This is a genomic window from Cellulomonas uda (assembly GCF_006538705.1).
In the GTDB taxonomy this organism is placed as follows: domain Bacteria; phylum Actinomycetota; class Actinomycetes; order Actinomycetales; family Cellulomonadaceae; genus Cellulomonas; species Cellulomonas uda.
Genome location: NZ_BJLP01000051.1, coordinates 16359 through 28371, shown reverse-complemented (window position 1 = coordinate 28371; position 12013 = coordinate 16359). Strand labels below are relative to the sequence as shown.

Genomic DNA, 12013 nt, shown 5'->3' with positions numbered 1-12013 from the left:
GGGCCGGGGCGGGCTCCCGCCGCAGGTCCCGTGGCTCGTCGCGGCGGTCGAGGTGCTGATCGCGGCCGTGGTGTTCTCGATGGGCTGGGCGGTGCGGCAGTTCCTGCGGGGCAGGCGGCCGGGGCTGGACCCGATCCGGGCGGCGCGCACCGCGGTGCTCGCGAAGGCGTCCTGCTACACCGGTGCCCTGCTCAGCGGCTGGTACGGCGGGCAGACGATCGCGCTGGTCACGGACCTGGCGACGCACGGCAACGGCGGGCGTGCCGTCGCGGCGGGGGCGGCGACGGCGGGTGCGGTCGTCCTCGCGGCGGTCGGCCTCGTCGTCGAGTGGTTCTGCGCGGTCCCGCCCCCCGAGGACGACGAGAAGGTCGAGGCGCCGCACCCCACCGCGGGCTGAGGCGGGAGGCCCGGACCGCACGCACGACGATGGGAGGATGACGGACGTGACCACGCCACCGGCCGAGCGACCGACCGACCAGCCCGCACCGCACCCGAGCGACCGCACGGCCGATCTCCCGGGCGACCGCCCGACCGGTCCGACCCCGGACCGTCCGACGGGCGCGAGCCTGCCGTTCGAGCCCGAGGGCGTGACCTGGACCCCGGTGTCGGGGCGCCTCGCCACGGCCCGCCTCACGGCGCTCGCGCTCTGGCTCGGGCCGGTGCTGGCGCTGCTCGTCGTGCTCGCGCTGGCCACGGGCGCGTCGTGGCTGTGGGTCCCGGCCGCCGTCGTCGCCGCGCTCGGGCTGTGGGGGGCGCTGCTGGTGCCGCGTCAGGTGCGCGCGCTGGGGTACGCCGAGCGCGCCGACGACCTGCTCGTGCGGCGCGGCATCATGTTCCGCCAGCTCGTCGTCGTGCCGTACGGGCGGATGCAGTACGTGGACGTGAGCGCGGGGCCGTTCGCACGCCGCTTCGGCATCGCGTCCGTGCAGCTGCACACCGCGTCGCCCGCCACGACGGCGTCGATCGACGGCCTGCCGCCCGCCGAGGCGGCGCGCCTGCGCGACCGGCTCGCGTCGCGCGGTGAGGCACGGCTGGCGGGGCTGTGAGCGACGACGACCGCGTGCCCGCGCAGGCGTGGCGCCGCGTCCACCCCGTGACGCCCGCGCTCAAGGGCTGGAAGACGCTCGTGGCGGTCGTCGCGATCGTCGGGTACCAGGCGGCGGACGACGTGCGCTCGGCGGCGGACCTGCTGGGTGGCCGCGGCTGGCTCATCGCGCTGGGCGTCGTGGTGCTGGTCGCGCTGGTCGGCTGGGGCTACGCGGCGCTCGCGTGGCGGCACATGCGGTTCGCGGTGACGGACGAGGCGGTGCACCTGCACTCCGGCGTGCTGTTCCGCACCCAACGGCAGGCGCGGCTGGACCGGTTGCAGGCCGTGGACGTGGTGCAGCCGCTGCTCGCGCGGCTGCTGGGTCTCGCGGAGCTGCGGCTCGAGGTCGCGGGCGGCAGCGGCTCGGCCGTGCAGCTGGCCTACCTGCGGGAGCCGGACGCCCAGCGCCTGCGCTCGGAGCTGCTCGCGCTCGCCGCGGGCCTGCGTCGACCGTCCGCGGCGGGCGCACCGGGCTCGGCGGCACCCGGCACGGCTGGGCCCGGCATCGCGGTGCCCGCCGTGGCGGGGTCCGGCACGACGACGCTCCCGGGCGCCCCGGTCGACGCCGCACCGCACGCGGGCGAGCACCCGGCGGGCGCGGTCCCGGCTCCCGCGGCGTTCGAGGAGGCGCCCGAGCAGGAGGTGTACGCGCTGCCGATGCCGCGGCTGATCGGTGCCTCGGTGCGGTCGGGCACCGTCGTCGGCCTCGTGCTGCTGGTGATCGGCGGGGTGGTCGCGGCGGTCGTGGCGCGTGACGTGAGCCCGCTCGCGGTGCTGCTGCCCGCGTTCCTGGGCTTCGGCGGCGCGCTGTGGGGCCGGGTCAACGCGGGTGCGAGCTTCCGCGCCGCGCTGTCGCCCGACGGGATCCGCCTGCGGCACGGGCTCACCGAGCAGCGCGCGCAGACCGTCCCGCCGGGGCGCGTGCAGGCGGTGCGCCTGCTGCAGCCGGTGCTGTGGCGCGGGCCGGACTGGTGGCGCGTCGAGATCAACGTCGCGGGCTACTCGCAGGGTCAGGAGGCGAGCCGCGCGACCGTGCTGCACCCGGTCGCGACGCGCGACGAGGCCGCGACCGCGCTGTGGCTCGTGCTGCCCGACCTGGGCGTCGAGGACCCGCGCGCGCTCGTCGAGGCGGCGCTGTCCGGTCGTGACGAGGACGGCGGCTTCACGCCGGCGCCGCGCGCGGCCCGCTGGGTGGACCCGATCGGGTGGCGTCGGCACGGGGTGCGCGTGACGCGCACCGCGCTGCTCGCCCGCTCGGGCCGGGTGGTGCGGCAGGTGTCGGTGGTGCCGCACGAGCGCACGCAGTCGCTCGGGCTCGAGCAGGGGCCGGTGCAGCGCCGGCTGGGGCTGGCGAGCTTCGTCGTGCACTCGACGCCCGGACCGGTCGCGCCGCGCGTGAACCATCTGGACGGCCGCGTGGCGGCGGCGCTGCTCGACGAGCAGGCGGAACGTGCGCGCACGGCGCGCGCGGCGGCCCGCCCGGAGCAGTGGATGCGGGAGCGCGTGTGAGCGACCGCCGCCCCGGACGGCTCGGCGTCGGCGTGGTCGGTGCGGGCCGCGTGGGTGCGGTGCTCGGCAACGCGCTGCGCGGTGCCGGCCACCCGGTCGTCGGTGTCAGCGCGGTCTCGCAGGAGTCGCGCGACCGTGCGGACGCGCTGCTGCCGGGAGTGCCGGTCCTCCAGGTCCCGGAGGTGGTGCGCCGCGCGGAGCTCGTGCTGCTCGCGGTGCCCGACGACGCGCTCGCGGACCTGGTCGCCGGTCTCGCGGAGACGGGCGCGTGGCAGGTCGGGCAGATCGTCGTGCACACGTCCGGTCGGTACGGCACGCAGGTGCTGACGCCCGCGCGCGCTGCGGGTGCGATCCCGCTCGCGCTGCACCCGGCGATGACGTTCACGGGCACGTCGCTCGACCTGGCGCGGCTGGTGGGCTGCCCGTTCGCGGTCACCGCGCCCGCGGCGGTGCTGCCGATCGGGCAGGCGCTCGTCATGGAGATCGGCGGTGAGCCGACGGTGCTCGACGAGGACGCCCGGGCGCTGTACCACGCGGCGCTCGCGCACGGCGCGAACCACCTCGTCGTGCTCGTCGCGCAGGCGGCGCAGGCGCTCGCGGCGGCGGGCGTCGCGGACCCGGGACGCATGCTCGCGCCGCTGCTCGAGGCGGCGCTCGACGGCGCGCTGCGCGCCGAGTCCCCGGGCGAGCTCGCGGCGCTGGGCGACGCGGCCGGGTCCCGCGCGGGGGCCATCACGTCGCTCACGGGTCCGGTGCGCCGGGGCGACGCGGGCACGGTCGCGGAGCACCTGGCGGTGCTCGACGCGTTCGCGGCGCGAGCGGGCGCCCCGGACGTCCCGGCCGCGTACCGGGCGCTCGCGCGCGCGGCCGACGCGCGTGCGCTCTCGGCGGGGCTGCTCTCGCAGGGCGCCGCGGCGCGTGTGCTGGACGCGCTGGGACCGCCCTCGTCGGCCGCTGGCGTCGCCGTCGAGACCGCTCCTGGTGCCGGCGCCGACGCCGCCGACGACGGCCCGGTCGGCGGCGGGGCGTCTCGCACGTCACACGGTCCCGCGGTCGCGGGCATCGAACCGGATGCGGGATCGTTGCACTCGAAGCGCCCGCGTGAGGACGAGCAGCCTCCCGACGAGCACGACGACCAGCACGACGACGAGCACGACGAGCAGCACGACGACGAGCACGACGAGCAGCACGACGACTGACACGCCGCCCCGCCCCGCGGGGACCGCAGGAGGACCCATGACCACCGCCGCCGGCCCGACGCTCGCGCGCACCCGCGCCGAGCTCGACGCCGCCCTGGCCGCGCCGGTCGTCGCGCGCCGCGAGCGGCACGCGCGCGCGGTCGTGATGACGATGGGTGCGCTCCACGCGGGTCACCTGTCGCTGGTCCGCCACGCCAGGACGCTCGCGGACCGCGTGGTCGTGACGATCTTCGTCAACCCGTTGCAGTTCGGCGCGGGCGAGGACCTCTCGCGCTACCCGCGGGACCTGGAGGGCGACCTCGCGCTCCTGACGGGCGAGGGACTGCTGGGCCCGGCCGACGTGGTGTTCGCGCCGACCCCCGAGGTCGTCTACCCGGACGGCGACCCGTGGGTGCGGGTGAGCGCGGGCGCGCTGGGGGAGACCCTCGAGGGTGCCGTGCGGCCGGGGCACTTCGACGGGGTGCTCACGGTCGTGCTCAAGCTGCTGCACCTCACGCGCCCGGACGTGGCGCTGTTCGGCCGCAAGGACGCGCAGCAGCTCGCGGCGGTGCGCCGCATGGTGCGGGACCTGGACGTGCCGGTGGAGGTGGTCGGCGTGCCCCTGGTGCGTGACGCGGACGGCCTGGCGCTGTCGAGCCGCAACGCGTACCTGACGGCCGACGAGCGGGCACGCGCGCTGGCGCTGCCGCGTGCGCTGCGCGCGGGCGAGCAGGCCGCGGCGGGTGGCGCGGCGGCGGGGGAGGTGCTCGCGGCGACGCGGGACGTGCTCACGGACGCGGGGCTCGACGCGGTCGACTACGTGGTGCTGGTCGACCCGGACGACTTCACGCCGGTGGCCGACGACCGGGCGGGCGAGGCGGTCCTCGCGCTCGCGGCGCGGGTCGGGACCACGCGGCTCATCGACAACACGGCCGTGGTGCTCGGCCGGACGGGAGGCGGGGCATGAGCTCGCTGATGCGCACGATGATGACCGGCAAGATCCACCGGGCCACGGTGACGCAGGCGGACCTGCACTACGTCGGGTCGGTGACGGTGGACGCGGACCTGCTCGCGGCGGCGGACCTGCTGCCCGGTCAGCAGGTCGACATCGTGGACGTGACGAACGGCTCGCGCCTGACGACGTACGCGATCGCGGGCGAGGCGGGCTCGGGGCAGATCTGCATCAACGGTGCCGCGGCGCACCTGGTGCACCCGGGGGACGTGGTCATCCTCATCGCGTACGGCCTGATGTCGGACGCGGAGGCCCGCACGTACGAGCCGCACGTGGTGCTGGTCGACTCGGACAACCGGATCGTCGACCTGTCCGACGACCCCGGCCAGGTGCCCGAGGAGTGGACGGCCGCGGCGGGGCTGCAGCCGAGCGGCGTGCCGTTCGCGCAGGGCCGTGACCTGGTCGAGCACCCCAGCCCGGTGGACCGCACGGCGGCGCACACGCATGCCGGCTGCGGTGTGCAGGGACCGCACACGCACCCGGGGCGCGGCACCCCGCCCCCGGTGTCCGACGAGCAGGCGGACGACTCCGTGCCTCACGGCGCGGGCCGGTGACCCCGCAGGCGGGTGTCGCCGCGCCGCCGGTCCGGGACCTGGCGACCGCACCCTCGTCGGACGGCGGCCTGGACTCGGCGCCGCGGCTCGCGACGCGCCTGGCCGCACCGGCCGCGGGCTGGACGGTCGAGGTCGACGCGATCGTGGTGGGCTCGGGCATCGCGGGGCTGACCGCGGCGCTCGAGCTGCGCACGCGCGTGCCGCGCGTGCTCCTGGTGACGAAGGACCGGCTGGGCTCGGGCTCGACGGTGTGGGCGCAGGGCGGCATCGCGGCGGCCCTGGACCCGGAGGACTCCCCGGCGGCGCACCTGCAGGACACGCTCGTGGCGGGCGTGGGCCTGTGCGACCCGCGTGCGGTCGAGGTGCTGGTGACCGAGGGTCCGGCGCGCGTGCGCGAGCTCGTCGCCCGCGGTGCGGTGTTCGACACCGCCCCCGACGGGCAGATCTCGCTCACGCGCGAGGGTGGGCACCACGCGGACCGCATCGCGCACGCGGGCGGCGACGCGACAGGCGCGGAGATCTCCCGTGCGCTCGTCGCGCAGATCGAGGCGGTGCGCGACGACCCGGGCATCGAGGTGATCGAGCACGCGCTCGTGCTCGACGTGCTCACGGGCCCGCCGGGGCCGGATGGGCGACCGGGTGCGGCGTGCGGCGTGACGCTGCACGTGATCGGCGAGGGCCAGCGTGACGGTGTGGGCGCGGCGCTCGGCAAGGCGGTGGTGCTCGCCACGGGCGGCATCGGCCAGGTGTTCCGCTCGTCGACCAACCCGCCGCAGGCGACGGGTGACGGCATCGCGGCGGCGTTGCGTGCCGGCGCGGTGGTCGGGGACGTCGAGTTCGTGCAGTTCCACCCGACGGTGCTGTGGCTCGGCGCGGGGGTGAAGGGGCAGCTCACGCTCGTCTCGGAGGCGGTGCGGGGCGAGGGCGCGCTGCTGCTCGACACGGACGGCGTGCGGTTCATGCCGGACGTGCACCCGATGGCCGAGCTGGCGCCGCGGGACGTGGTGGCGCACGCGATCGTGCGTCGCATGGCGGACACCGGCGCGGACCACGTGTGGCTGGACGCGCGGCACCTGGGTGGCGACTTCCTGCGTCGCCGGTTCCCGACGATCCACGAGCGGCTGCTCGAGCACGGGATCGACCTGACCACGGACCTGGTGCCCGTCGCACCTGCGCAGCACTACCACTCGGGCGGGGTCGTCACGGACCTCGTCGGGCGCACGTCGCTGCCCGGGCTGTATGCGGTGGGCGAGGCCGCCTGCACGGGCGTGCACGGCGCGAACCGTCTCGCGTCGAACTCCCTGCTCGAGGGCCTGGTGTTCGCGCACCGCGCCGCGCGGCACATCACCGACAAGGTCGCGGCGGGCGCACTGACCCGCCAGGAGCCCACGGTCCGCTCGGGGTCGGAGGCGCTCGTCGCCGCGGCGTCCCGCGCACGCGTGCAGCGCCTCGCGACCGAGGGCCCGGGTGTGCTGCGCTCGGGCGACTGCCTGCGCCGTGCGGCGAGCGGTCTGGCCGGGGTGCCCACGGACGCGCACCTGCGGCACGACGACGGCCGGGCGCTGGCCGCGCCGCAGACCGCCGAGTGGGAGACGACGAACGTTCACCAGGTCGCCTCGGTGCTCACCGCGACCGCGCTCGCGCGGCAGGAGAGCCGTGGCGGGCATGCGCGCAGCGACTTCCCCGAGCGCGACGACGAGCACTGGCGGGTGCGGCTGGAGGCGAGCCTGGACCCGGACGGGCAGCTCGTCGTGCGCCGAGCGCCCATCGACTGACGCGCCACCGGGCGCCCGACCGACGAGGACGACGATGACCGACACGACCACGGGGCCGACGGGCGTCCCGACGACGAGCGCGCGCCCCGGCGTGCTGCCCGGCGACCCCGGGCCCGACGAGGCCGCGGTCGAGCGCCTCGTCGCGACCACGCTCGACGAGGACCTGGGTGCTGCGCCCGGCCGGGACGTCACGTCGCAGGCGACGATCGCTCCGACGACGACCGGCACCGCGGACCTCGTGGCCCGCGCGGACGGTGTCGTCGCGGGCCTCGTCGTCGTGCCTGTGGTGCTCCGGCAGGTCGCGCAGCGGCTGGGACTGAGCCCCGCGACGGTCGTCGTCCGGGTGCCCGACGGGACGCGCGTGACGCGCGGCGACGTGCTGGCCGAGCTCGCGGGCCCGGTGCAGCTGCTGCTCGTCGCGGAGCGCACGTTGCTCAACCTCGCGTCGCGCGCGTCGGGCGTCGCGACGCACACGCGACGCTGGGCGGACGCGCTCGCGGGCACGGACGCGCTCGTGCTCGACACCCGCAAGACCACGCCGGGCCTGCGGGCGCTGGAGAAGTACGCGGTGCGCTGCGGCGGCGGCACCAACAAGCGCATGGGCCTGTACGACGTCGCGATGGTCAAGGACAACCACGTCGCCGCGGCGGGCTCGGTCACCGCGGCGATCGAGGCGGTGCGCTCGCGCTTCCCGGACGTCGCGATCCAGGTCGAGGCCGACACGCGCGACCAGGCGCTCGAGGCCGTCGCCGCGGGCGCGGACTTCCTGCTCCTCGACAACATGCCGACGCCGGTCCTGGCGGACGTGGTCGCCGCGGTCCGCGCGGTCGCCCCGACGACGCAGCTCGAGGCCACCGGCAACCTCACCCTGGGCCGCGCCGCCGAGGTCGCGTCCACGGGCGTCGACTACCTCTCGGTCGGCGGGCTGACCCACTCGTCCCCGATCCTCGACCTGGCCCTCGACCTGCGCCCCGTGTAGACGCGGGGTAGCGGCTCGGCCAGTTCACGACGTCAGCTTCGCGAACTGGCACCACCACTCGTACGACGCGCCGGCCGCTGCGGCGGTGTCCGTCGTGCTGTGGTTCGCGGTCGGAGCGCGCTACGTCGTCGCCGACGGTCACGTCGCTCGCTCCGGGGAGTGAGGCCGACGCAGCGTCCCGCTATCGACCTGCGCGCCCGGCGTGGACGCGCCGCCAGGTCGTGCGTTCCTCGGTGAGTCGTGCAGAGGACTGCACGACGTGGCGAGAGACGCACGACCTGGCATCAGAGTCACGACATCACGCGCACTCGTAGACGACGTTCGTCGCCTCCGGGCGCAGGTGCAGGTGCCACTCGCCGCCCGGGCCCTGGACGCCGTACAGCGACTGCGCGGCGAGGAACTCCTCGGTGGTGGCGAACCGGTAGCCGGCGTCGAGACCCGTCACGGTCTCGCCCGTCTTCTCGTCGATCGTGCCCGAGTGGCTCAGCTGCCAGTCGTGCACCGCGGCCGCCAGCGGGTTGCCCGCCACGGGGACGACGACGTCGCGCCCGTCGGCGGTGCGGCCGGCAGTGCGCCACGCGGTCGCGTCGTGCGAGCTCTCGACGGAGAACTGCGCGGTCGAGCACGTGCCCACGGCGGGTGCCTGCGCGTAGTTCGCCCAGTCGCCGTCGGCGACCCGCGTGCTGCGGTCCACGCCGTCGTCCCACGTGATGTCGAGGTAGTCCAGGCCCGGCACGTCGGCGTCCGCGACCGGGATCATCGAGCCGAACGGGGTGGTGACGACGTACGACGAGGACCGCAGCCCGTCGACGTCGCTGACCACGTCGCGGCGCGCCACCGTCAGCGGCCCGAACGCCGCGACCACCTCGAGGTGCTCGGGCGAGTCCGCGGCGGGCAGCGCCACCCCGCCCACGCGGTCCGCCTCGGCGCGCGTGGCGTCCGTGGACAGCGCCCAGCCGTCGCCGAGCGCGAGGCTCGCGGGGAGCGTGAGCGTGTCGTAGAACGTGTCGCGGTCCTCGGCGGCCTTGGAGGAGGAGAACTCCGACGCGCACGCGTCGGTCGTGCGTGCGCTCGGGCAGACGATCGCGCGGGGGCCGTCCTCGTCGATCTCGTACAGCTCGACGCGGGGCGCCCAGAGCACGGAGTCGTCGGTCTGCGCGGCGGGGAACGACAGCGCGTAGATCGCCGAGGCCTCGCGGTCCCCGACGAGCGTGAGCCGGTACTCGGGGCCGTTCGCGAGCTCGTCCGGGGTGAACAGCGCGTCGAGCGCGTCGGACGCGTCCATCGCCTCGTCGAACCAGCGCTCGCCCGTGCGGGGCGCGGACAGCCGGGCGAGCACGGTCGCGTCGTCGATCTCGTCGGCGCGGACCGCGGGGCCGTCGTCGGCGGCCGTCGTGGGCTCGGCGGTCGGCTCGGCCGTCGGGCTCGGCGTGCCGGTGGGGCCGGTGGTCGTGCTGCCCGTGGCGGGGTCGACGGGCGTGCTGGAGTCCGACGAGGTCAGCGTCCAGGCGCCGAGGCCGAGCACGCCGGCGCACGCGGCGGCCCCCACGGACTCGAAGGTGTGCCGCTGGATGCGCGCCCGGCGGACGGTGCCGCGCACGCGGGTCAGGGTGCGGTCGTCGATCGGGGCGGTCGCCTGCGCGATCTCGTCGCGGGCGCCGTTCAGCATCTGGTCGAGGTTCATCGTGCGCCTCCGGGGGCGATGCGCGGGGTGGGGGAGGGGCGGACGGGGACGCGCTCGTCGTCCGTCGCGGTGTGCGGGTGGGTGCCGAGGGTCTCGGCGAGCTTCGCCAGGCCGTCGGCGGTGTACCGCTTGACGGCGCCCTCGCTGAGGTTGAGCACGGACGCGGTCTCGGCGACGGACAGGTCCTCCATCTGCCGCAGCACCACGCAGGCCCGCTCGCGCGGGGCCAGCAGGGCGAGCGCGCGCACGACGTCGCGCCCCGGGCCGGGTGGTTCGACGGTGTCCGGCGGTGCGGGCTGCGCGGCGGCGCGCAGCGCGACGAGGCGCTCGCGGCGGCGTCGGCGGGCCTCGTCGACCGCGCGGGACGCGATCGCGCGGCGCACGTACGCCTCGGCCTGCTCGACGGTCGTGAACCGGGCGCGGCCGCGGAAGGTCGCGATCAGCGCCTCCTGCACGAGGTCCGGCGCCTCGCTCGTCGAGCCGGCGACGAGCGCGGCGTGGGCGACCAGGCGTGGCCAGCGCTCACGCGCCACCTGGTCGAGCAGCTGTTCCCATGGTCTCGCCACGGCGTCTCCCCTGAGGTCGTCGGGATGTCGTAGCCATAACGCTCGTGCTGGTCGCTCGCGTTGGGGCGATCTTCCCGCACCGCGCACGGACCGCGGGACGGAGGCGTCCGGTGGCCCGATTACCATGGTCCGGTGACCGAGTCCCCGTCCTCGCCCGCTGCCGACGCGCCCGCGGTCGTCCCCGACGACACGCCCGAGCAGATCCGTATCCGGCGGGAGAAGCGTGAGCGGCTGCTCGCGGAGGGCACGGCGGCGTACCCCGTGTCGGTGCCGCGCACGCACACGATCGAGCAGGTCCGCGCGGCGTACCCGGACCTCGAGGCGGGCCAGGAGACGCACGACGAGGTCGGCGTCGCGGGGCGCGTGGTGTTCCTGCGCAACACGGGCAAGCTGTGCTTCGTCACGCTGCAGGACGGCGCGGGCACGCGACTGCAGGCGATGCTCTCGCTCGCCGAGGTGGGCGAGGAGCGGCTCGCGGCGTTCAAGACCGACGTGGACCTCGGTGACCACCTGTTCGTGCACGGTCGCGTGATCATGTCCAAGCGCGGTGAGCTGTCGGTGTTCGCGGATTCCTGGCAGATGGCCGCGAAGGCCATTCGTCCGCTGCCGAACCTGTACGAGGGTGCCGAGCTGTCCGACGAGGCGCGCGTGCGTCAGCGTTACGTCGACCTGATCGTCAACCCCAAGGCGCGCGACATGGTGCGCACCCGTGCCGCGGTGGTGCGTTCGTTGCGCGACAACTTCGCGCGTCGCGGATTCCTCGAGGTCGAGACCCCGATGCTCCAGACGCGTCCGGAGGGCGCCGCGGCGCGTCAGTTCGAGACGCACATGAATGCGTTCGACATCGAGCTGTTCCTGCGCATCGCACCCGAGCTCTTCCTCAAGCGCGCGGCGGTCGGCGGCGTCGAGAAGGTGTTCGAGATCAACCGCAACTTCCGTAACGAGGGCGTCGACGCGACGCACTCGCCGGAGTTCGCGATGCTCGAGGCGTACGAGGCCTACGGCGACTACGACACGATGGCGGCGCTCACGCAGGACCTCGTGCAGACGGCCGCGCTCGAGGCGCTCGGCACGACGACGATGACGCTCGCGGACGGCACGGAGTACGAGCTCGGGGGCGACTGGACGCACCTGACGATGTACGAGTCGCTGTCGGAGGCGGTCGGCGTCGAGATCACCCACGACACCGACGACGAGACGCTGCTGGCGCTGCTGGAGAAGGCCGAGATCGACCTCGCGCCCGCACAGCGCAACCACGGCAAGCTCGTCGAGGAGCTGTGGGAGCACCACGTGGGTGCGCACCTGTACGCGCCCACGTTCGTGCGGGACTTCCCGGTCGAGACGTCCCCGCTCACGCGTGACCACCGCAGCAAGCCCGGCCTCGTCGAGAAGTGGGACCTGTACGTGCGCGGCCTCGAGCTCGCGACCGCGTACTCCGAGCTCGTCGACCCGGTGGTCCAGCGGCAGCGGTTCGAGGCGCAGGCGCTGCTCGCGGCGCGCGGCGACGAGGAGGCCATGCGCATCGACGAGGACTTCCTCACCGCCATGGAGTTCGCCATGCCCCCGTCCGGTGGAATGGGAATGGGCATCGACCGCCTGCTCATCGCGATGACCGGTCAGGGAATCCGCGACACGATCCTGTTCCCGCTCACGAAGCCGCAGGCGTGAT

Annotated in this window: 10 protein-coding genes and 1 pseudogene; 9 read left to right on the top strand and 2 right to left on the bottom strand. The window is 75.6% G+C overall.

The genetic code is table 11. The features are described from left to right. The 8 genes and pseudogenes from CUD01_RS13510 to nadC form a co-directional block, all read left to right on the top strand. Positions 1-397 (top strand): DUF3180 domain-containing protein (locus tag CUD01_RS13510; protein ID WP_141321795.1); only part of this gene is annotated, 397 nt, incomplete at its 5' end. A 169-nt stretch (positions 398-566) separates the two neighbouring features. Next, a complete protein-coding gene (locus CUD01_RS13505) occupies positions 567-1046 on the top strand; it encodes a PH domain-containing protein (RefSeq protein WP_232514810.1) in 480 nt (159 codons plus the stop codon). Beyond that, positions 1043-2596 (top strand): PH domain-containing protein, encoded by a 1554-nt coding sequence (locus CUD01_RS13500; protein ID WP_141321791.1) that lies wholly within the window; start codon positions 1043-1045, stop codon positions 2594-2596. Before CUD01_RS13505 ends, CUD01_RS13500 begins: the two co-directional genes overlap by 4 nt. After that, positions 2593-3537: pseudogene (locus tag CUD01_RS13495) on the top strand (Rossmann-like and DUF2520 domain-containing protein); the annotation flags it as partial. The gene CUD01_RS13500 and the pseudogene CUD01_RS13495, both read left to right, overlap by 4 nt. A 295-nt stretch (positions 3538-3832) precedes the next feature. Next, on the top strand, positions 3833-4741 hold the full coding sequence (gene panC, locus CUD01_RS13490) for a pantoate--beta-alanine ligase (protein WP_174773896.1): 909 nt from the start codon (positions 3833-3835) through the stop codon (positions 4739-4741). Continuing rightward, complete coding sequence (gene panD, locus CUD01_RS13485) at positions 4738-5340, top strand: aspartate 1-decarboxylase (protein ID WP_094181779.1); 603 nt, start codon at positions 4738-4740, stop codon at positions 5338-5340. Before panC ends, panD begins: the two co-directional genes overlap by 4 nt. A 38-nt stretch (positions 5341-5378) precedes the next feature. After that, positions 5379-7115, top strand: a complete 1737-nt coding sequence (locus tag CUD01_RS13480) for an L-aspartate oxidase (protein WP_371860795.1) — start codon at positions 5379-5381, stop codon at positions 7113-7115. A 34-nt stretch (positions 7116-7149) separates the two neighbouring features. Beyond that, positions 7150-8094, top strand: coding sequence for a carboxylating nicotinate-nucleotide diphosphorylase (gene nadC / locus CUD01_RS13475; protein ID WP_141321787.1), 945 nt, complete (start codon positions 7150-7152; stop codon positions 8092-8094). Between the two features lie 298 nt (positions 8095-8392). Here the strand turns inward: nadC and CUD01_RS16630 are convergent, their stop codons facing one another. Then, positions 8393-9778 carry a hypothetical protein gene (locus CUD01_RS16630; RefSeq protein WP_166772201.1) on the bottom strand — a complete coding sequence of 462 codons (1386 nt, stop codon included), beginning with the start codon at positions 9776-9778 and terminating at the stop codon, positions 8393-8395. Then, positions 9775-10344: a sigma-70 family RNA polymerase sigma factor gene (locus CUD01_RS13465; protein ID WP_141321785.1), complete on the bottom strand. Its 570-nt coding sequence runs from the start codon at positions 10342-10344 to the stop codon at positions 9775-9777. The genes CUD01_RS16630 and CUD01_RS13465 overlap by 4 nt, the downstream gene beginning before the upstream one ends. Before the next feature lie 132 nt (positions 10345-10476). Here CUD01_RS13465 and lysS point away from each other — a divergent pair, with 132 nt between their 5' ends. After that, positions 10477-12012, top strand: coding sequence for a lysine--tRNA ligase (gene lysS, locus CUD01_RS13460; protein ID WP_141321783.1), 1536 nt, complete (start codon positions 10477-10479; stop codon positions 12010-12012). Position 12013 lies beyond the last annotated feature (1 nt).